At 60.7% G+C, this 19,846-nt stretch carries 19 protein-coding genes; 3 read left to right on the top strand and 16 right to left on the bottom strand.

What is annotated here, in order from left to right:
* Positions 1 to 2 precede the first annotated feature (2 nt).
* Positions 3 to 908 carry a sulfate adenylyltransferase subunit CysD gene (cysD, locus tag EN862_RS12845; RefSeq protein ID WP_245519564.1) on the bottom strand — a complete coding sequence of 302 codons (906 nt, stop codon included), beginning with the start codon at positions 906 to 908 and terminating at the stop codon, positions 3 to 5.
* Positions 909 to 1,347: 439 nt separating this feature from the next.
* Here cysD and EN862_RS12840 point away from each other — a divergent pair, with 439 nt between their 5' ends.
* A complete protein-coding gene (locus EN862_RS12840) occupies positions 1,348 to 2,640 on the top strand; it encodes an O-antigen ligase family protein (protein ID WP_127867128.1) in 1,293 nt (430 codons plus the stop codon).
* On the top strand, positions 2,637 to 3,566 hold the full coding sequence (locus EN862_RS12835) for an NAD-dependent epimerase/dehydratase family protein (protein WP_127867127.1): 930 nt from the start codon (positions 2,637 to 2,639) through the stop codon (positions 3,564 to 3,566). Before EN862_RS12840 ends, EN862_RS12835 begins: the two co-directional genes overlap by 4 nt.
* A 70-nt stretch (positions 3,567 to 3,636) precedes the next feature.
* On the opposite strand, the gene EN862_RS12830 is transcribed toward EN862_RS12835, so the two are convergent.
* The 14 genes from EN862_RS12830 to EN862_RS12765 form a co-directional block, all read right to left on the bottom strand.
* A complete protein-coding gene (locus EN862_RS12830; protein WP_281035846.1) occupies positions 3,637 to 4,173 on the bottom strand; it encodes a sugar transferase in 537 nt (178 codons plus the stop codon).
* 3 nt (positions 4,174 to 4,176) lie between these two features.
* The gene (locus tag EN862_RS12825) at positions 4,177 to 5,088 is read right to left on the bottom strand and encodes a glycosyltransferase family 2 protein (protein ID WP_281035855.1); all 912 of its coding nucleotides are present in this window, start codon (positions 5,086 to 5,088) and stop codon (positions 4,177 to 4,179) included.
* Between the two features lie 87 nt (positions 5,089 to 5,175).
* Positions 5,176 to 7,203 (bottom strand): nucleoside-diphosphate sugar epimerase/dehydratase, encoded by a 2,028-nt coding sequence (locus EN862_RS12820; protein ID WP_189401761.1) that lies wholly within the window; start codon positions 7,201 to 7,203, stop codon positions 5,176 to 5,178.
* A 337-nt stretch (positions 7,204 to 7,540) separates the two neighbouring features.
* Positions 7,541 to 8,632 carry a class I SAM-dependent methyltransferase gene (locus EN862_RS12815; protein WP_127867125.1) on the bottom strand — a complete coding sequence of 364 codons (1,092 nt, stop codon included), beginning with the start codon at positions 8,630 to 8,632 and terminating at the stop codon, positions 7,541 to 7,543.
* Between the two features lie 16 nt (positions 8,633 to 8,648).
* Complete coding sequence (locus EN862_RS12810; RefSeq protein WP_128192802.1) at positions 8,649 to 9,677, bottom strand: acyltransferase; 1,029 nt, start codon at positions 9,675 to 9,677, stop codon at positions 8,649 to 8,651.
* A 170-nt stretch (positions 9,678 to 9,847) separates the two neighbouring features.
* Positions 9,848 to 10,513, bottom strand: coding sequence for a hypothetical protein (locus EN862_RS12805; protein ID WP_127867123.1), 666 nt, complete (start codon positions 10,511 to 10,513; stop codon positions 9,848 to 9,850).
* A gap of 87 nt (positions 10,514 to 10,600) precedes the next feature.
* On the bottom strand, positions 10,601 to 12,055 hold the full coding sequence (locus EN862_RS12800) for a hypothetical protein (RefSeq protein ID WP_127867122.1): 1,455 nt from the start codon (positions 12,053 to 12,055) through the stop codon (positions 10,601 to 10,603).
* Positions 12,055 to 12,780, bottom strand: a complete 726-nt coding sequence (locus EN862_RS12795) for an ATP-binding cassette domain-containing protein (protein WP_127867121.1) — start codon at positions 12,778 to 12,780, stop codon at positions 12,055 to 12,057. Before EN862_RS12795 ends, EN862_RS12800 begins: the two co-directional genes overlap by 1 nt.
* A 31-nt stretch (positions 12,781 to 12,811) precedes the next feature.
* Positions 12,812 to 13,564: an ABC transporter permease gene (locus tag EN862_RS12790; RefSeq protein WP_210235661.1), complete on the bottom strand. Its 753-nt coding sequence runs from the start codon at positions 13,562 to 13,564 to the stop codon at positions 12,812 to 12,814.
* A 10-nt stretch (positions 13,565 to 13,574) separates the two neighbouring features.
* Positions 13,575 to 14,498, bottom strand: a complete 924-nt coding sequence (gene rfbD / locus EN862_RS12785) for a dTDP-4-dehydrorhamnose reductase (RefSeq protein ID WP_127867119.1) — start codon at positions 14,496 to 14,498, stop codon at positions 13,575 to 13,577.
* On the bottom strand, positions 14,495 to 15,628 hold the full coding sequence (rfbB, locus tag EN862_RS12780) for a dTDP-glucose 4,6-dehydratase (protein WP_189401758.1): 1,134 nt from the start codon (positions 15,626 to 15,628) through the stop codon (positions 14,495 to 14,497). Before rfbB ends, rfbD begins: the two co-directional genes overlap by 4 nt.
* The gene (gene rfbC, locus EN862_RS12775) at positions 15,625 to 16,197 is read right to left on the bottom strand and encodes a dTDP-4-dehydrorhamnose 3,5-epimerase (RefSeq protein ID WP_127867118.1); all 573 of its coding nucleotides are present in this window, start codon (positions 16,195 to 16,197) and stop codon (positions 15,625 to 15,627) included. Before rfbC ends, rfbB begins: the two co-directional genes overlap by 4 nt.
* Positions 16,190 to 17,080 carry a glucose-1-phosphate thymidylyltransferase RfbA gene (gene rfbA, locus EN862_RS12770; protein WP_127867117.1) on the bottom strand — a complete coding sequence of 297 codons (891 nt, stop codon included), beginning with the start codon at positions 17,078 to 17,080 and terminating at the stop codon, positions 16,190 to 16,192. The genes rfbC and rfbA overlap by 8 nt, the downstream gene beginning before the upstream one ends.
* A gap of 221 nt (positions 17,081 to 17,301) precedes the next feature.
* Positions 17,302 to 17,892 (bottom strand): biotin transporter BioY, encoded by a 591-nt coding sequence (locus EN862_RS12765; RefSeq protein WP_127867116.1) that lies wholly within the window; start codon positions 17,890 to 17,892, stop codon positions 17,302 to 17,304.
* 217 nt (positions 17,893 to 18,109) lie between these two features.
* Between EN862_RS12765 and EN862_RS12760 the strand changes: the two genes are divergently transcribed.
* Complete coding sequence (locus EN862_RS12760; RefSeq protein ID WP_127867115.1) at positions 18,110 to 19,018, top strand: MBL fold metallo-hydrolase; 909 nt, start codon at positions 18,110 to 18,112, stop codon at positions 19,016 to 19,018.
* On the opposite strand, the gene EN862_RS12755 is transcribed toward EN862_RS12760, so the two are convergent.
* Positions 19,019 to 19,804, bottom strand: coding sequence for a DUF1499 domain-containing protein (locus tag EN862_RS12755; RefSeq protein ID WP_127867114.1), 786 nt, complete (start codon positions 19,802 to 19,804; stop codon positions 19,019 to 19,021).
* Positions 19,805 to 19,846 lie beyond the last annotated feature (42 nt).

Below are 19,846 nucleotides of genomic sequence, written 5' to 3'. Positions count from 1 at the left end.
TATCAGAAATAACCCTCGCGCTTCTTCTTTTCCATCGAGCCCGCCTCGTCGCGGTCGATGAGGCGGCCCTGGCGCTCGGAGGTGCGGGCGGTCAGCATCTCGCCGACGATGGCCTCCAGCGTATCGGCGTCCGATTCGATGGCGCCGGTCAGCGGATAGCAGCCCAATGTTCGGAAGCGCACCAGACGGTTCTCGATCGTCTCGCCAGGGCGCAACTGCATACGGTCATCATCCTTCAGGATCAGCATGCCGTCGCGCTCCACCACCGGCCGCTCCTTGGCGAAATACAGCGGTACGATCGGGATGTTCTCCTGCAGGATGTATTGCCAGATGTCGAGCTCGGTCCAGTTCGACAGCGGGAAGACACGGATCGATTCGCCCGGCGCGATGCGGGTGTTGAAGATCTTCCACATTTCCGGCCGCTGGTTCTTGGGGTCCCAGGAATGCTGCGCGTTGCGGAAGGAGAAGATGCGCTCCTTGGCGCGCGACTTCTCCTCGTCGCGGCGGGCGCCGCCGAAAGCGGCATCGAAGCCGTATTTGTCGAGCGCCTGGCGCAGCGCCACCGTCTTCATCACATGGGTGTGGGTGTTGGAGCCATGGTCGAAGGGGTTGATGCCGTCGCGAACACCGTCTTCGTTGACATGGACGAGCAGGTCGAAGCCGAGCTTCTGCGCCATCTGGTCGCGAAACGCGATCATCTCGCGAAACTTCCAGGTGGTGTCGACATGCAGGAAAGGAAAAGGCGGCTTGGCGGGATAGAAGGCCTTCATCGCCAGATGTATCAGCACTGAGGAATCCTTGCCGACGGAATAGAGCATCACCGGCTTGGAGAAAGAGGCCGCGACCTCGCGGAAGATGTGGATGGACTCGGCCTCGAGCCGCTGCAGATGCGTGAGCGCGATATTCATGGACTGTCGAGCGTTCTCTCGTGCCGTCGGGCGGAAATCTTGCATTGCGGGCGCAATTCCATGCCGCCCGGGCGCAAATTTCACTTCTGACAAACTGTTTCGTGCGGGCGTTCTAACAGATCGGCGCTGTTCATAACAATGCAGGACGCGCCGGACGCGCGATGATTAGGGAACGAATTTTCCAAGTGAGGCCGGGAAAGCGGAAAATCCTGCCAAGGCGTTCGAAGCGGCAGTGGGAAAAGGACCGTAAGTTCCGAAGATGTCAGCTGTTACGAACCAAGGATTTCTGTCGGAACATCATAACCGGCCTATCGCGGAACGGCGCCAGCGGCTATACGGGCTCGGGGAACGGGCAAGGCGCGGCAAACGGAGTCGGTCCAGCCGGCCATCGGCTGGCGTCACGGATCCGGGCGCAACCTGGAAATTGCGAAGCAAGCATTTGAACCCGTTTACAACGCTCCGGCGTCACCTCTCGCCCGCACAGATCAATTTCTATTTTTCGATCATCTGCTTTTTTTCGCCGCCGGTGCTCGGTTCGCTGGTCAGCATCGCCTTCAATGCCGGCGGTGTGTGGTCGGTAATGCTGCTGGCCGCGAAGCGGCGGCGCTTCAACATCGACCGGCCGATGCTCGCCTTGACGATGGCGATCTATGCCTATTGCGCGACCATGGTGCTTGCTTCGCTCGTCAACGGCACGCTGGCGGCAGATCTGCGGCTCTTCCTGCCGCTGATCACCTTCCTGCTCTTCCCCACCTCCTACTCGACCTGGAGCATCACCGAGAAGACCACGCTGGCACGCATCGCCATTCTGGCAAGCGCCGCGGCCTGTTTCGGCGCATTGGCGATCGCCATCGTCCAGTATCACTGGCTGGGCATAAGGGCCGAGGGCGGCGCCGGAAACGCGATCGTCTTCGCAACCGTCACCTGCCTTGCCGTCATGCTATGCCTCGCCGGCGCCCTGTCGGGCATCGAGACGCGCTGGAAGCTGCTGGCCCTGGCGGCGACCGCCGGAAGCGTGGCAATCATCTATTCGGGCTCGCGCATGATCTGGGTGGCCGTGCCGATTGCCGGCATCGTCGTCCTTCTCATCAATCGCCGCCGGTTCGCCGGCGCCAGCGTGGCGCGGTTCCTGGCAATTGGCCTGGTGGCCGCCGTTGTGATCGCCGCCATCGGCTATCGCGTGATCCTGGATCGAACTGACTTCCTGGTAAGCGATTGGGATGCGCTGAACGCCAATGGCGACCATTCGACGGCGCTGGGTCTGCGCGTGGCGATGTGGGAAATCGGCGTCAACGCTTTTCGCGAGATGCCGATTTTCGGCCATGGTATCTCGGCCAGCCGGGCGCTGATGAATCAAGCGCTTCAGGACCGGTTCGGCTTGCAGGAGACCCTCAGTCATTTCCACAATGGCTTCCTGACGGCGCTGGTCCAGGCCGGACTGCTGGGAGCGCTGGCCCTGGCGTCGATCTTCATCGTTGCCGCTTGGAATGCGGCAAGGACGCTGCGTTTCAGCGCGGATCCGCTGGAGCGGTTCGGCGCGACGGTGATCCTTGTCGCGGTCATCACCTATCTCATCGCCGGAATGACCGGTATCCTCATCGGCCACGATATCCTCGACGCGACGCTGATGGTGTTCCTGGTTTCGGGAACCTACCTTGCGTCCGGGCGGACGGTGGCGCCAATCGGGAAAAGCGCGCCCGCCATGTCGCCGGACGCCAGCCCGCAACCATGAAGGTCCTGGTCACCGGCGCGACAGGGTTCGTTGGACAACGGATCGCCAGCCGGTTGCGCGAGGCCGGGTTTGACTTGCGGATCGCCTCCCGCCTGCCGCAACGCCTTGCGGGCGCGGATGATGCCGTCGCCTTGCCCGGCGCCGATGCGCCACAGGAAGCCTTTCTCGCGCTGATGCCGGATGTGACGCATGTCGTCCACTGCGCGGCGCTCAACAATGATCGCGGCGCCGGCGAGGCCGACCTGCGGGCCGTCAACGCGACACTGACAGGACGGCTCGCCCAGGCGGCCGCCAAGCGCGCCGAAGGGCGCTTCATCTACCTCTCCTCGATCCGTGCCGTCGTGGGAGCCGATTTCAGCGGCATGATCGACGAGGCCACGCCCCCTGCCCCGCAATGCGCCTACGGGCGCTCCAAGCGCGAAGGCGAGAACGCAATGCTGGAGGCTTTTGCGACCGCCGGACACGTCGGCGCGACGGCGCTGCGGCTGCCGCCGGTCTATGGCGAAGGCATGAAGGTTAATCTGCGCGGGCTGATGCGTCTCGCCGCCACCGGCCTGCCGCTGCCCGCAGCCGCTTTGACCGCGGTTCGTTCGCTGGTCTCGCATGACGCGGTGGCTGGCGCCGTGACGCATCTCCTGGCCCGTCCGACGCCGCCGCGCCCGACCTATGTCCTGGCCGATGCCTCGCCGGTTGCGCTGTCTGAAATCATCGCCGCATTCCGGCGCGGATACGGCCGGCCAGCCCGACTGCTCCCCATGCCGGCCTGGCCGTTCCGGCTGCTGGCGACGCTCAGTGGCCGACAGACGTCGTGGCAGGCTTTGATGGCCACGCAGATCTGCGATCCGTCGCTGCTGGCCTCGGAAGGCTGGATGCCGGAGACCGACGCGCTCGGCCGGCTTGAGGACCTGGCGCGGCAGGCCGGTTAGGGCAGTTCCAGCGCAGGCGGTTTCCGCCCGGAATTGCGCCAGACCAGGATTACCGTTTCCGCGAAACGCCCTATGCGCGGTAGAACGTGCCCAGCAATATCGTGAGGTCGAGGCGAACAGTGGCGGCCTGGACGTAGGCCGCGTCGGTCTCGGCGCAGCGTCTCGGATCCGACATGTCGATCCCCTTGATCTGCGCCAAACCGGTTATGCCCGGAAGTGCTGCGAGCACGCCCAGTTGCTTGCGCCGCTCGATCAGTTCCGTCTGCGTCGGCAGGCACGGACGCGGTCCCACGAGGCTCATCTCGCCCTTGAGCACGTTCCAGAGCTGCGGCAACTCATCGATCTTGGTTACGCGCAGCACCTTGCCTACCGCGGTGACCGAATTGGCCGGCGCCTGGTGGGTAGGCAAGGAGGGGGTGTCGCGACGCATCGTACGCAGCTTGCGGCAGGAAAAGAGCGCGCCATCCCGCCCGACGCGGATTTGCGAAAAGATGGCCGGGCCCGGCGACGTCGCCCGGATCGCCAGCATCGCGACCAGCACGATCGGCGACGTCGCCGCCAGCATCACCGCCCCAACAGCCAGATCAAAAGCGCGCTTTGCCGTCACGTTTTAGATCCGGCGCGAAAGGAAAGCGAGGTAGAGCCCCAGCGTTCCCATGAGGGTCTGCCGATAGACGCCGCTTTTGCCGAGCAGGCTGAAGCGCCTGAAGGTGCTGCCCCTGCGCGCCCTGATGAACAGGCGCAGGCAAAGCGCAGCATCGCGCGCGATGAGGTCGCGGTTGACGGCAAGGCCCCTGAGATTGCTGTCGGTCCAGGTGGCGAACTGGCCCTGAAACAGCCGTCCGAGCCGTGAAAGCCTTGCCTTCCACGAGACGTTGGCGCCGACCAGGTTTGCCTCGTGCTGGCGGTACCGGACCAGCGGCCGCGGCTCGTAACGGACCTTGCCGCCGGCGGCGGTGACGATGAGATAGGCCCACCAGTCATGGCTGACGAAGTCGGTCCTTGCCGATGCTTTCGCCAGGAGGTCGCGCGCCTTGCGGTTGAAAAGCATGGTGTTGCCGCCGGCGATGGATTGCACCAGCGCGTTGCGGAAAGACGGTGGGCGGCGAAACAGCGGCGAATAGCCGGCTGGGATGCCGGTCTGCGAAATGGTTGCCGTGCGCGAGCAGAACAGGAGCGGCATGTCGATATCCTCTCCCTCCATCCAGCGGATGGCGCTCTCCAGCCGATCCGGCTCCCAGACATCGTCCTGGTCGCAAAAGGCATAGTAATCGGCATCGATGCGCGGATCGATGATCATCGAGCGGAAATTGGCGGCGAAGCCCTTTCGCGGGCCATCCACCAGCGTAAGGGAGCCCTTGTTCCAGCGGGATCGCCAAGCCTCGACGATCGCGACCGTGGCGTCCGTCGAGCCATCGTCGGAAACCCACAGATCGACCGCAGGCCAGGACTGCGCGAAAAGGGATTCCAATTGCTCGCCGATGAATGCCGCGCCATCCCTGGTACCCATGAGAACGGCCACACGCTGATCTTTTGCGGTCACGGTCTCTGAACCCGCGGGGGCATTGGAACAGGCTTCAACTGCCGATTTCGGGCGGGCGGCACTGGTCTAACCGATCTGAACGGCCGTTTTCGGCACCGCCTGCCCGCGCGCGCCGACGTCTTCCTCGGCCTGGTTGAACCCGGCCAGGACGGCAAGCGCCGCGGCCTTGTCCCGATCGTGCATCGCGGCCACCAGCGCCGGCAGCGCGGCCTCGATCCTTTGCCATTGCACGACGTCGCTCCTGAGGCCGAAGATCTTGGCAGTGTCGAGCTTGACGACCTCTTCATTCTCGCCATGCAGCGTCTCATGCAGCTTCTCGCCGGGCCTGATGCCGGTGAAGCGGATCGGAATGTCTGTGTAGGGGCTTTTGCCGGCCATGCGGATCATGGTCTCGGCAACTTCGAGGATCGGCACGGGCTTGCCCATGTCGAGCATGTAGATGGCGTAGTCGTCCTTGCCCTGGCGCTGCTCGGCATCGGCGGCCGACATGATGACGAGATCGACCGCCTCGGCCACGGTCATGAAATAGCGGGTCATGCGCCGGTCGGTGATGGTGACCGGCCCGCCGGCCTCGATCTGCGCCTGGAAGATGGTCGCCACCGAGCCATTGGAGCCGAAGACATTGCCGAAGCGCACGGCAATGAACTTGGTGCCGGAACGATGCACGCTCGAGGCGTCGGCCCGATGACCGTTCGCGGCATGCAAGGGCGATGGCGCGGCATGAGTTTCATGCAACGAGGAGACGATCTGCTCGGCCGCGCGCTTGGTGACGCCGAGCACGGAAGTCGGGTCGACGGCCTTGTCGCTGGAAATCAGCAGGAACTGCGGCACCCCGCACTCGGCGGCGATCTCGGCGCAGGCGAGCGTGCCGAAGACATTCGTCTCGATCGCCGCTTCCCAGTTCTCTTCCAGCAGCGGCACGTGCTTCAGCGCCGCTGCATGAAAGAGGATCGAGGGTTTGAACTCGCTGACGAGACGCATCATGTGAGGCCGGTCGGTGACGTCCACGATGCGGCTGGTCAGCCGGTCGCGGTCCTTGTCGTCGATCAGCTGATCGAGCTGGAAAATGCCGAATTCGGAATTGTCGGCCACCAGCACCGCCTCGGCGCCAAGCTCCAGCGCGCGCTTGACAAGCACGCGGCCAATCGAGCCGGCGCCGCCGGTGACCATCACCCGTTTGCCGCCGACGAAGGCGCCGATGCGCGTGGTGTCGGTGGCGACCGCCGAACGGCGCATGATGGTTTCCATCTCCACGGCATCGAGAACCAGCCTGCCGCCCTGCCCCAGTTCCGACAGGCCGGAAAACTGGACCACGGCGATGCCGCTGTGGCGCGCGATACGCACCAGCTCGGCATAGTCCTCGATCTCGCGCTCGACCCCCTTGCCGAAGATCAGGAGGTCGAGGTTTTCCGTGCCCTTGACATAGTCCTCCAGCACCTCGACCAGGCGCGGCCTGAGCGCCACGACCGGAACGCCCTGGATCCGCGTGCCGAGCGGCGCGTCCATCTCGGTCGCCATGATGCCGGCGATGGCATACTCGGCCGGCTGGGCCGTGCGGGTGAAGCGGACGATCACGTCCGCCTCGCTCAGCCGGCCGATGAACAGCGCCTGCTTGACCGGTGCGTCGCCCGGAGCGCGGCGCAGGATGCGCCAGGACGCGCCGTCGCGGAGAAAGCGATAGTAAAGCCTAGGCGCCGAAATGATGGTGAAGGAGACCAGGAAGAAGACGATGAACTGGCGTTCGTTGAGGCCGGCGACCGGCTGGAAGAAGAAGCGGAAGGCAAGCGAGGCCAGGTAAAGGACCACCGTGAGGCTGCCGCAGCCCTTGAGGATGTTGAAGAAGTCGGGCGTGGAGGCAAAGCGCCAGACGGTGTTGTAGAGGCCGCAGGAGCGAAACAACAGATGGGCGGTAAGCACGATAAGCGCCCAACAGGCCAGCCCGCCGGCGGAGAAGGCGGCAAAGGAAAGCCGCGACTGCGATAGGATCAAGCTGAGAGCCACCGCCACCAGGACCATGACGAGGTCCTGGATCATGATGATGGCGCGCCGCATCCTTGGTCTGAGTTCCGATACGGCTTCTACGTATGCGGTCATTGGGTGGCACTGAACTCCAGGCGTGAGCACATGCTATCAGAACGGCGTAGGACAAAACATCGCCCGCCGCCACTCTGGATTGCAAATCCCCAACCACGTCACCCGGTTATCGCCTTAGCGCGGAGCGAGCGGGAGGGCTAGGGGTTTTTTGGAGAACTTCACCTTCATTAAACTTGGAAACTTGCATTGGCCCGGTTTGACTTCGGCTCCATTGAAACGTGGTACGTTGCCATATGTTCGTCGCGGGAGAGGGAACTATGTGAGTCATTGTTGTCCTGAGCGCTATGTAGCGCTCTACACAACGAGCACGGAAAGATGGCTTGCAGGCGATCTCTGTTTACGCCAGCCCCACAAGCGACAGCATCTTTCGGCGAATACGAAAAGCCAACCGCTTCGCTAGTTCGACAGTCGGCTCTGGAGGAGGGTCCACCGGCACAAACACCTCGACCGGCACTTCAACTCTTACTTCTACAGGAACTTCAACCCTTACTTCTACCGGAACTTCGACAATCACTCGTTCTGGCTCGGGCGCCGGAGTTATCTCCCGGTAGCTTGGCCCGACCTCGCTGTCGAACTCGGCATAGTGCTTGAGTGCCAGTCTTATCCTTTCTGCGTTGAATTTGTCTGGCGACATCGCATCAATGCGATCGGCGTGTCTCATTTGAACAATGAATTCAGAACCTTGGTTTTCTTCCAGCCAGGCGATCTTGAGAGGAAGAAGCCCCATCTGATTCAGTTCCATGATGGCAAGCTCAAACGACGCTGGCGTAAAAAACCACGTATGCGCATCAACATAGGGTCTAACTTTATGGATCTGCCTGGCGTCGGCTTTGTATTTTCGCAGGGCCTTGGAAAATGAATCAGCAAAATCAATCGGCAAGTGGTTTCCAGCAACCCATGCCCCTTTGGCGTCTCGGGTCGTTGCCCACGCACGGGCTTCAAACAGTGCTTCGGGGGTATGCCTGATACGGCGCTCTCGATGAGCGGTAAGGATCTCGCGAATGCTCGTCGGCGACTTCAGTAGGTCAAAGCACTTCCGCATATCAGGAACGGCGAGCGAGATGATCCCATCGGACTTTAGAAGGCGCGAGCACTGCTGCAGGAATCCCAGGATGTCTGGAGTGTGTTCGATAACGTGGCTGGCAATGACAAAGTCGTATCCTCCGGGATTCCTTTTCAGCGCCACCTTGTCGAGTGGCCGGCCATCCCAGACGATATCGACATCCTCGATTGCACCGACCTTGCTACGAATGGTCCGCTCGGGGTGGTTTCGTGCAGCCTTGCGAAGGGCGTCACCATCTTTGTAGTCTATGACGGTCGTTTTCCACCCCTCTGCCTTTGGCGCAACCGGGCTGAAAAAAGGACCGATCTCAACGCCGACCATCGCTTCTTTGTCGAGATTCCGTCTGAGTTGGTCCAGGCGATGCACTAAAGACTCCTGAGATTCACAAATCGGCAACAGCAGTTGCGGAGGCCAAATCGTTTCGAACCCATCCGTTCCTTCCGGTTATCCAGCGGCGGGCGGGCGCCTCTATGGAAAAGTAAGTTAGGCTGGAAATCAGCAAAGTCAGAACCACAACCGTGAAGACGTACAACGGCCCGTTGTCGTCGACATCGGTATGGGTGGTAATTGCGGCCATTATCGGCCAATGCAACAGATAGACCGAAAATGAAATCTGCCCGATGTAACGTGCAGGCAGGCTGCCGAACGTCAGTTTTGCCAGCGGGGCGTTTATCGAGGTGTATAATAGGGTACCGGTTGCCGCGACGTTCAGCGGCGATCGCCAGAACTCGAAAACGGTGATGCCCAACGTCTTCGAGACGGCTGGCATCGCGACAAAAATCGCGCAAACTGCTAGTGCGAAAGCGGTATTGGAACGAAAAGGCGGAACGAGCGAGGCCATGATCCCTATCAGGAAGAATGACAGTTGGGAGGGCCGAATCGCCAAAGGGTCAGGTATGAACAAAAGCACCGGGATCATCGCAGCCAACGATATGATTCCAATGGCCCTGTTCACCGAGAACACCAGCCAGATGAATATAAATATCAAATAAAAGTGAACTTCGACCGGGACGGTCCACAGGACACTGACGCCTTTGACGAACAGCAGATGTTCCACGAGGTTTGAGGAATTCACTGCGTAAAATATGGGGTGGCCGGCATAGGACAATGACAAGTATGACGCGAGCACCACAGCCACATACATCGGAAAGACGCGGGCCGTGCGCCGCCTGAGAAAATCGATCGCCGCCAATTTTCGAATGTGAAATCTAAGATATAGAAATCCCATAAGAAATCCGGATAGCGCAAAGAATATTTGAACGCCAACCTGCGCGCCACCATCTCCGAAAATACCCCCAAGTACGCCCAGTTGGTTGAAGAGATGGCCGAAAACTACAAGCATTGCCGAAAAGCCGCGCAACCCGTCGAGATTGTATAGCCGCACCACCCTCTGGACCTCCCCAATATCCAAGTTCCGGTCTTAAGCGCCATGCACTCAATGAAGCGCAATTACCAGAGTCGGCAATCAGGGCCTAGCAAACGGCTCTACCAAGTACAGATGGCCAACGACCAATGCTCACTGAGCGCCACAGCGTAGCAACGCTACCAAATGTAAGCCACGGATCACACTAAAGAACGTGTCTACGTGGAGCGCCGCTGCTGTTCAATTTGCCGATAACCTCGCTCAGTGCCAAATTTCCTGACCATATCACGTTGCTTTTTGGTCGGAGGCTCGAGCCCTATAAAGTCTGCGATCTCACACAGAAGCGCTTCGGGATCCAATGCCGCGCGTTCATAGCTGACGAGGAGCGTTGGCCATTGCATCCGCTGCAGCAACGCCCAATACCTGCCAAACCTAAGAAGGGCCATTTCATAGCCCTGTTCAATCGAACCCTGCATCTGGTTAAGTTCCGACTTCGCAATCGCCGCCATGTCACGGTTGACAAACAATACGAATGGGTTTCTCAAGACATGCGCTATAGTGTCGAGATACAGATCAGCGGAAGGATCCTTCCAACCCCAGAGATCATGCGTCTCATTTCTTGCCTGAACCAGCCTCGTCAGTCTTTCCGAAATTGCATCTGGCGGAAAATCGATCAGGTTGCCATCAAAATCCCGACCTTGGGCCAAGTTGACAATTTCCACATCCTCGTGATTTATGGAATCTTCCGGCGCCCCCATCGGCACACCTAGTATACTAGCCGCACCGGCAACCAGGCTGGTCCCACCTCGCCCGCAACCAACCACGATCAAGGTTCTTTGGGCGCCGGGCGTCTCGATCCTGATCGCCCTGTGTGATGTAGCCATTTTATCGTTTCTAACGTTTGCGCACTGCCTTAGCAGTGCAGCGCCTACCCGACAAAGATCGACGTTAAGCCGTTCCTCTTTCGCCGCCTAGGTTCTAGTTTGCCGAACGCTCACGCGACGTTTGAAAAAATCAAGGTGTCTGGCACCGAGTGACTGGTCCCAGCTGCGGGGATATTTCATGGCCTTTGCGAATCGATAACGCTCTTCCAGGTTCTCGCTTTTGAGCTTTGCCAGCTCCAATGCCGCAACGATCTCATCCAACCCCGGTGCCGCTGGGATTATATTTCGGCTCAGGCCTTGCAGATAGTCCTCGGTCTTTGTCTTGAACGTGTTCGTCACGACAACGCAGCCCGACGCGGCCAAATCCATTGGAATCATGCTCGGGTGTGGTGAAGCCATCAGGGTAAGGCAGATGTCAAAGCTAGCCACCTCCTCGATGTAGGTGCTTAAATCCATTCTGGGCAGCGAAACCGAACGAACGCCCGGAAGCAGTTCTACAACCCCCTCGCCAAGGCCCATGCCAACGCAATCCCACTCTTCGGGGTCGAATATTCCCGATCTGAATGCCGTCGACAGCGCCAACGCCGTCAGTTCAAACATATTCCGATCCACGACCGGTCGAGAATAGAAGACAATCTTCTTCTTTTCTTTCGAGCGATTACGCTGAATGAATATTTCCTTTGCTAATAGGTTAGCCGAACAGGCGTTGTTAAAGAATGTATAAGACATATTGCGGGACTTTATGCCACCGATATCGTTCTTAACAAAAAATGTCATCAGGCTTTCACTTGAGAAAATCGCGTGATAGTCCATCTCATAGGTTCTATCCGCAATCGCGTGCAAGCTGTTTGCAGGATAGAACAACGTTTCATAATCTTGTATCAAATATATAAATCTGTCGTTATCAGTAAGCGAGCGTATCTTATTTGCAAAATAGGCAGAATACCAAACGGTTGCGACAGCGTAGTCGTATCTTGAGATACGAAACGGCGCCCGCCTCTCGCCGATATATTCGACCTCCAACTCATCAAAAATCTTTTCCATGCTGGGATACTTCAGAATTTTCTCCCTAAATTCTGAAATGTTGAAGTAGAAATTATCAAACAGTACAAGACGAACGTTCACGCCAGTCTTGCGCAGGAAAAGCGCCATCTGGAAGACGCCGAAAAAACCTGCGGAGAGCGATTTAAAATCGAAAGCTGGAACGAGAACGTTAATCGTCTGCGGCCGACGCTCATCAATTTCGACGTCCGGCAAATCGTAGACGCGGTTCAGTCGTAGATTGAGGAAATCGCGGTCATAAATGTGGTTCGGAGGCGCGATTGCAGGAACCAGCGGGAGACCCGCGAGATAGGAGGACTGCAGATCGGCAAGGAGTCCGAAGCGGTGAGCCGCAGAGAGGCAAAGGTAGGCAAGCCGACTCTTGTAGCTCTGGAGTTGGACATTCGGATCGAAGACCTTGTGATAGGACTGCTTCAACTCCTGGTGCCCGAACAACCGAGATCCGGTGCCGGCAAGCGCCGCTGTTAGCCGTCGACGCATTAGCTGAAAATCTCCTCTCTCATGATTCGACCTTTTTCGAGATACACCGCCGTGTGGCACATTGACCGAATCAAGGCGTCGGAATGAGATGCCAAAACAATGATTGCCGCATTGTTGAGCCAGTGGTCCATTCGCTCGCGTGCTTTTTTCTGAAAGGATTCGTCACCGGTCCCCAATCCTTCGTCCAAGAGCACGATATCCGTGGGGTAGGCGGTAACAGCTGAAAATGACAATCGCGTTTGCATGCCCGCTGAGTATGTCCGGACCGGGAGATCGATAAAGTCCCCGAGTTCCGAAAAATCGATGATCGAGTCGATCTGCCGCTCTACGTCCTTTGGCGATATTCCAGCCATGAGACTCTGAAGCCGAATAAACTCTCGCCCAGTAAGCTCAGGCGACAAACCCATCGACGGCTTAATCAAAACGGCCGTATCTCCTTTTATCGCGGCAGTCCCGCTCGTGGGCTTCAGAATACCGGCCAGAACTCGCAGCAACGTCGTCTTACCGGCACCATTGTGTCCACACAGGCCCAATCGCGTGCCGGGCTGAAGGTCAAGCGAAACACCGTCGAGTGCAGCCACCTCGAACCGACCGGAGTCACCCGCCAAGAGCCGACCGCCGGTCGTAAATCTGAGCGCTGCCTGCTTGAGCGAACGATTGGCCGGGACGGACCAGATCGGGATTCGAACGGAGACGTCAGTGAGTTGGATCGAAGGCTGTGACATTGGACTCCAATTTGACTGCTGGCTTCAAGGTTCAGAGCCAGTAGGGGATTCGATGCTGCGTCCTGCGGTAAAGCGCGTGTGCAGCGAGGCTTCCCAACAAAGCTATTGCGGCGGAAACCAGCACGCTCGTGTAGTCCGTGCCGCCATTCAGGACCGGCGTGCGCGCTGCATCGATCATGTAGGAGACCGGATTCAGGACCAAGAACAATGATCCGGAAGGCAGGACCTTTGAAGCCCAAAGGATCGGCGACAAGATGAACAGCAATTGCATAGCCGACGCCGTGATCAACGGCACATCCCTGAACCTAGCCGAAACAACCGCAACAATAAATGATATCCAAGTCGCGTGAATTATCAGAAATCCTACACCGATAAAAAACATTGGAAAATTCAACCCAACGTTCGGATAAGCTATAACCATGGTTACCGCTACAACAATCAGATTGTGGAGAAGTATTATGAAATTCTTCGTGACACACCTAAATACGCATGACGCGGGTGACATTTTTGTATTCAAAATAAGATCATTGGCGTTGATCACACTCTCAGCACCCTCAACTACAGTTGCCGACAGGAATTGCCAAAGAACTATGCTCGTCGCCAGATGATGTAGATATTCTTTTATCGGCTGGTTGAGCAGAACCGCGTACAGGAAGCCGACCGACGCCGCGAATATCGCCGTATTCAAGGTGATCCAAAGGGGGCCGAAGGTCGAGTTCCGATAGCGAAGTCTTATGTCGAACTGTGCGAGGCGAAACCACAGCATTGACGTGTCTGAGATCATCATAATTCCTTCAGAGAGCCCCCGAGGCCTCGGCAGCGTTCTTTGGGCTTGATGCCCCTCCTAGCCGGCGCACCACCCTCCCCACCGCATCCCGCCAATGCGGCGCCTGCCATCCGAACGCACTTGCAAACCTCGCGCTCGACAGCCGCGAGTTGGCCGGGCGCCTGGCCCTGGTCGGATAATCCGCCGTGGCGATGTCGCGCACGCTCGCGTGCGGCCCGCCCAAAGCCTTGCTTGTATCCAGGATGTGACGGGCAAAGCCGCTCCAGTTGGTGTCGCCCTCGCCCGCCAGGTGATAGACGCCGAAGGCCGCGAAATTCCTGTCGTCTCGCAGCCTCGCCGCCGCGTGCAGGATCGCGTCGGCGATGTCGAGCGCCGAGGTCGGATTGCCCCACTGGTCGGCGACGACGGCGATCTCGTCGCGGTCGGCGGCCAGCCGCAGCATCGTCTTGACGAAGTTCCTGCCGAAGGGGCTGTAGACCCAGGCGGTGCGCAGGATGAGGTGGCGCGGGTTGGCGGCGGCCACCGCATCTTCGCCGGCGAGCTTGGAGCCGCCGTAGACGCCGAGCGGGGCGGTGGCGTCTGTCTCGACATAGGCGCCGTCCTTGGTGCCGTCGAAGACATAGTCGGTCGACAGATGGATGACCGGAACGCCGAGCCTTGCCGCCGCTTCCGCCACCTTGCCGGCGCCGACGGCGTTCACCGCGAAGGCCAGGCCCTGCTCGTCCTCGGCCTGATCGACGGCGGTGTAGGCGGCGGCGGAAACGACGATGTCCGGCCTTGCCGCTTCAAGCGCCGCGAACACCGTGTCGGGCCGCGCCAGGTCGAGCGCCGGGCGGCCGACGGCGACGACTTCCACGTCGTCGCGATCCTGCGCCGCCTCGACCAGGCTTGCGGCAACCTGGCCTTCGCGTCCGGTGACGGCAAGCCTCACGTCGGCACCTTCCAGCTTCCGGCCACTGTACCGGTGGGGTTGCTTGCGACCGGACTGTTTTGGCTGTTTGCCGCCGCACCATGGCCCAGCCGCTCTCCGGCGTAACGCTGCTCGCGGATCGGCCCCCACCACCATTTGTTGTCGAGATACCAGTCGACTGTCCTTGCCAGGCCGCTGTCGAAATTCTCCCGTGGCGCCCAGCCAAGATCGCGCGCGATCTTGGAGGCGTCGATCGCATAGCGGCGGTCATGGCCGGGGCGGTCGCTGACGAAGGTGATCAGCTCGCGATAGCGCTTGCCGCCTGTGCGCGGGCGCCTGGCGTCGAGCAGATCGCAGATCGTCTCGACAACGGTGAGATTGGTGCGCTCGGAATTGCCGCCGACATTGTAGCTCTCGCCCGGCCGCCCCTTGGTGGCCACCAGCTCGAGGGCCCGCGCGTGATCCTCGACGAACAGCCAGTCGCGCACATTGGCGCCGGCGCCGTAGACCGGCAGCGGCTTCTCGTCGAGCGCGTTGAGGATGACCAGCGGGATCAGCTTTTCAGGGAAATGGTAGGGGCCGTAATTGTTCGAGCAGTTGGAAAGCACCACCGGCAGGCCGTAGGTCTCGTGCCAGGCCCGCACCAGATGGTCGGACGCCGCCTTCGAGGCCGAATAGGGCGAGGACGGCGCATAAGGCGTCTCCTCGACGAACATGCCGCCGTCGAAAGGAAGATCGCCAAAGACCTCGTCGGTCGAGATATGGTGGAAGCGGAAACGGCCCTGGCGAGCCTGCGGCAGCCCGCGCCAGTATTCCAGCGCCGCATTGAGGATGCGGTAGGTGCCGACGATGTTGGTCTCGATGAAGGCGCCGGGGCCGTCGATCGAGCGGTCGACATGGCTTTCGGCGGCGAGGTTCATGACGATGTCGATATCGTCGCGGCGCAATATGTCCAGAACCGCGCGCTCGTCGCAGATGTCGGCCTGCTCGAAACGGTAATTATGCGCGTTCTCGATCGGCCGCAGCGACGCGAGGTTGCCGGCATAGGTGAGCTTGTCGAGATTGGTGACGCGGTAGGCCGGATTGGCGCACAGGTGCCGGCATACGGCCGAGCCGATGAAACCGGCGCCGCCGGTGACCAGGAAATTCATGCCACCCCCTCCGCGGACTCAAACACCTCCGCCTTGGCGAGCGTTGGCGCCTTTTGGTCCTTGTCCGAAAGCTGGAATCCGCCGGCAAGCGCCGGCCACTCAATGCCGATCGCCGGGTCGTCGAAACGGATCGACCGGTCATGTGCGGGCGAATAGGTATCGGTCACCTTGTAGATCACCTCCGTGTCCGGCACGAGCGTGACGAAGCCGTGCGCGAACCCCTTCGGCACGAGGATCTGGTTGCCCTTCTGCGCCGACACTTCCAGCCCCACCCATTTGCCGAAAGTCGGCGAGGCGCGGCGGATGTCGACCGCGACATCGAAGACGCTGCCCCTGACGACGCGCAGGAGCTTGGCTTGCGCGCGCGGCGGCAGCTGGTAATGCAGCCCGCGCAGCACGCCGGCCGCGGCGGAATAGGAATGATTGTCCTGCACGAAATCGAGATCGATGCCCGCCTCGGCGAAGCGTTGGGCATTCCAGGTCTCGCTGAAAAAGCCGCGCGCGTCGCCATGCCGCTTCGGCACGATCTCCAGCACGCCGTCGAGCCCGAGCGGCCTGACCTCAAGCACCCCGCTCCTCCATCAGATCGGCCACCCGCCGGCGCAGATAGGCGGCATATTCGTTCTTGCCGAGCCGCGCGGCGCGATCCAGAACCTTGTCGGCGCTGATCCAGTGCTGCTCCAGCGCAATCTCCTCGGGGCATGAGATCTTGATGCCCTGGCGATGCTCGATGGTGCGCACGAAGGACGATGCCTCGAGCAGGCTGTCATGCGTGCCGGTATCCAGCCAGGCATAGCCGCGGCCGAGGCGGTGGACATGCAGCTCGCCACGCTCGAGATAGACATTGTTGACCGCCGTGATCTCGAGTTCGCCGCGCGCCGAAGGGCGGATGGTCGAAGCAATGTCGACCACTTTGTTGTCATAGAAATAAAGACCGGTCACGGCCCAGTTGGACTTCGGCTTTTGCGGCTTCTCCTCGATCGTCAGAGCCTTGCCGGTGACCTTGTCGAAGGAGACCACGCCATAACGCTCGGGATCGTCGACATAATAGGCGAAGACGGAGGCGCCGCCGTCGCGCGTCGCCGCCTCGCGGCAGAGCTGCGACAGGCCGCCGCCGAAATAGATGTTGTCGCCGAGAATCATCGACACGCTGTCCTTGCCGATGAAGTCGCGGCCGATGATGAAGGCTTCGGCGAGACCGTTGGGCTGCGGCTGCTCGGCATAGGAGAGCTCCAGGCCGAATTCGGAACCGTCGCCCAGCAAAGCCTGGAAGACCGGCAAGTCGCGTGGAGTTGAAATGACCAGGATCTGGCGGATTCCGGCGAGCATCAGCACGCTCAACGGGTAATATATCATCGGCTTGTCGTAGATCGGCAGTATTTGCTTAGATACAGCTAATGTAAGCGGATAAAGACGTGTTCCGCTGCCGCCCGCAAGGATAATTCCTTTCAACAAGCTCTCCTTGAACTACCGCGGCCCCCGCCTCGATGCCAAGTTGCCCGTGCTTAGGTTTTGGGCACTGGCTTGTCAATCTCGGCTTTGACTGCTTGCCGACCTTACTTCACCGATTTCTATCATCGGACATGCGGTGGTTTCGAGCGAAATCCGACCGCGCCATGAAAAAGGGCCGGCGGGCGCCTGTCGCCCGCCGGCCCTTCTTTCGTCGATCGCGATCAGCCGCGCTTGAGCAATGTCCATACCGCCGGCACGAGGCTGGCCGCCAAAGCCACCTTGATCAGGTCGCCGGCAATGAACGGCAGGACGCCGAACTGCCAGGACTTTTCCGGCCCGATGAGCATTGCCAGCCAGGCAAAGCCCATGGCCATCATGACGACCTCGGCAGTCAGCATGGCGCCGAACAGCTTGAACGGACTGCGGTCCCAGCCGCGATCCGCGGCCCAGCCGGCGATCGCCGCCATGACCACGAAGCCGGCGAGATAACCTCCCGTCGAGCCCAGCATATAGGCGATGCCGATGCCCTTTTCCGGCGTGCCCTGGAAGACCGGCAAGCCAAACGCGCCTTCGGCGAGGTAGAGAAGCAGCGTCGCGACGGCGAGGCGCAGGCCGAAGGCCGAGGCGATCAGCAGCACGGCGAGCGTCTGCAGCGAAATGTCGACCGGGCCGAGCACCACTTTGGTCTTGGCCGAAAGCGTGAGCAGCAGGGTTCCGGCAAGCGCCAGGAAGAGCTGGGTCGCGAGCCGCGCGGCGCCCCGCTCCGGCAGAGTGAGAGAAACGAGCGGACGCATCGTGGTTGCAATTGCCATGGTCTTCCTCATTCTGGCTGATTCATTGGGTGGCTGATTTGCTGGCTTTAAAGCGCGTCGCGCAGAACGGATTCAGGCGACGCGCTTCAAAAATTTGTCTTGATGCATGTCGTTCTCCCAAAACCGCTACGCACTTTTGGGCGACACGCATTGATTTTCCTATATTGGCTTCTGTATCGGGCGGCAATCATTTTGCCGCATTGCAAAGGAATCCGGCATGGCGCTTGAGTTCGATACCAGCTTCGACCCGACCTATGGCCGGGCGGTCACGGTTGCGCCGGACGTGCTGCGCATCACCGCCGGAAATCCGAGCCCGTTCACCTTCCACGGCACCAACAGCTATCTCGTCGGCCGCGACACGCTGGCGGTGATTGATCCTGGTCCGGAAGATGACGCACATCTCGAAACGCTGCTTACGGCGATCGCTGGCCGGCCGGTCAGCCACATCTTCGTCAGCCACACCCATCGCGACCATTCGCCCCTCGCGGCGCGCCTGAAGGAGCGCACCGGCGCGCCGACGCTTGCCGAAGGCCCGCACCGGCCGGCGCGGCCCTTGCGCATCGGCGAGGTCAATCCGCTCGACGCCAGCGCCGACCTGGCCTTCGTTCCCGATGTCGCGCTGGCCGACAATGCGCTGACCGAGGGCGACGGCTGGGCAATCCGCACCGTGCTGACGCCCGGCCACACCGCCAACCACGCCGTCTTTGCCCTCGAGGGTGCAGGAACCCTGTTTTCGGCCGACCATGTCATGGCCTGGTCGACTTCGATCGTCGCGCCGCCCGACGGAGCCATGGCCGATTACATGGGCTCCCTCGACAAGCTTCTTGCGCGCGAGGATCGCTTGCTGCTGCCGGGCCATGGCGGACCCGTGACCGCGCCGCAAAGGTTCATGCGCGGCCTGAAGACGCATCGCAAGATGCGTGAAAGGGCGATCCTGGAACGCATCCGCGCCGGCGACCGGACGATCAGTGAGATGGTCGCGGCGATCTATCGCGACACCGACCCCCGGCTGCACGGCGCCGCTGGGCTGTCGGTGCTCGCTCATCTCGAGGATCTGGTCGCGCGCGGCCTTATCGCCACCGAAGGCGACCCGGCGATCGACGGCATTTTCAGTCCGGCCGGCTGATCACTCGGCCGGCGCCGCGCCGACCTGCCCGGCGACTTCCTGGTCGAGTTCGCCGAGGAAATCCGTGATGCGGGCGGCGTTGTCGCCGAGGTCGTAGCGGCCGTAGCGCGAAGCCGAGCGCATGTCGACAATGACCTGCTCGCCATCGTCGGTGACGCGGATGGCGACGTCGGCCGGCAGTCCCAGCACGAAGCCCTTGGCCAGCGCATTGATCGTCGCCTCGCTCTGCCCGTTGATGTCGGGATAAGGCGCCGTCAGCTGCCAGTCGCGGCGGTCGAGCACGGTTTCGACAGCGTCGACGACGGTTTCGAAAGGCAAATTGTAGCTGTGGCCGCTGACCAGCGGATAGGCGTCGGCCTGCAGGCTCTGTTCGCCCGGGGTCGGCGGCGACAGCTCGTTCATGTCGCTCGTCCGGTCGCTTGTATCCAGAACCGGCGGGTCGTCGAGATCGGTCGAGATGTCGCGCAACGGCGGATAGATCGTCGCCCAGTAGACCGCGACGCCATAGGGTGCGAGCACCAGAACCGCCAGCAGCGCACCGACGCTGAGATCGCGTCCGCCGCGATCGCCGAAACTCCAGACCCTCGACAGGCCGAGACCTGCCAGCAACAGGGCGAGCGCCGCCAGCAGCGCGACGACCGCAAGAACCCACAGGAATGGTGGCGTCTCGACAAATCCGAGCCGGTAACCGGCGACGGCGGTAAGCAAAAGGACAAGGGAAAATGCCCCGATCCGCCGCGACCAGCCGGCCGCCCTCGACGTCTGCCGTTCAGGAATAGATGCCATTCTTTGCCGTATCGTCCCAGCCCGGGCCGAGAGTTACCGGTT

The organism is Mesorhizobium sp. M2E.F.Ca.ET.219.01.1.1 (assembly GCF_004016445.2).
Lineage (GTDB): Bacteria > Pseudomonadota > Alphaproteobacteria > Rhizobiales > Rhizobiaceae > Mesorhizobium.
Note: the sequence above shows the minus strand (reverse complement) of the source record. Positions and strands in the feature narration are given on the sequence as shown.

Excerpts from the sequence above, each read along its gene's own strand:
- EN862_RS12835 (WP_127867127.1), top strand. The coding sequence starts at position 2,637 with ATGAAGGTCCTGGTCACCGGCGCGACAGGGTTCGTTGGACAACGGATC.
- EN862_RS12795 (WP_127867121.1), bottom strand. The coding sequence starts at position 12,780 with ATGTCACAGCCTTCGATCCAACTCACTGACGTCTCCGTTCGAATCCCG.
- EN862_RS12765 (WP_127867116.1), bottom strand. The coding sequence starts at position 17,892 with ATGGCAATTGCAACCACGATGCGTCCGCTCGTTTCTCTCACTCTGCCG.
- EN862_RS12790 (WP_210235661.1), bottom strand. The coding sequence starts at position 13,564 with ATGATCTCAGACACGTCAATGCTGTGGTTTCGCCTCGCACAGTTCGAC.
- EN862_RS12800 (WP_127867122.1), bottom strand. The coding sequence starts at position 12,055 with ATGCGTCGACGGCTAACAGCGGCGCTTGCCGGCACCGGATCTCGGTTG.
- EN862_RS12760 (WP_127867115.1), top strand. The coding sequence starts at position 18,110 with ATGGCGCTTGAGTTCGATACCAGCTTCGACCCGACCTATGGCCGGGCG.
- cysD (WP_245519564.1), bottom strand. The coding sequence starts at position 908 with ATGAATATCGCGCTCACGCATCTGCAGCGGCTCGAGGCCGAGTCCATC.
- rfbB (WP_189401758.1), bottom strand. The coding sequence starts at position 15,628 with ATGAATTTCCTGGTCACCGGCGGCGCCGGTTTCATCGGCTCGGCCGTA.
- EN862_RS12755 (WP_127867114.1), bottom strand. The coding sequence starts at position 19,804 with ATGGCATCTATTCCTGAACGGCAGACGTCGAGGGCGGCCGGCTGGTCG.
- EN862_RS12805 (WP_127867123.1), bottom strand. The coding sequence starts at position 10,513 with ATGGCTACATCACACAGGGCGATCAGGATCGAGACGCCCGGCGCCCAA.
- EN862_RS12820 (WP_189401761.1), bottom strand. The coding sequence starts at position 7,203 with ATGACCGCATACGTAGAAGCCGTATCGGAACTCAGACCAAGGATGCGG.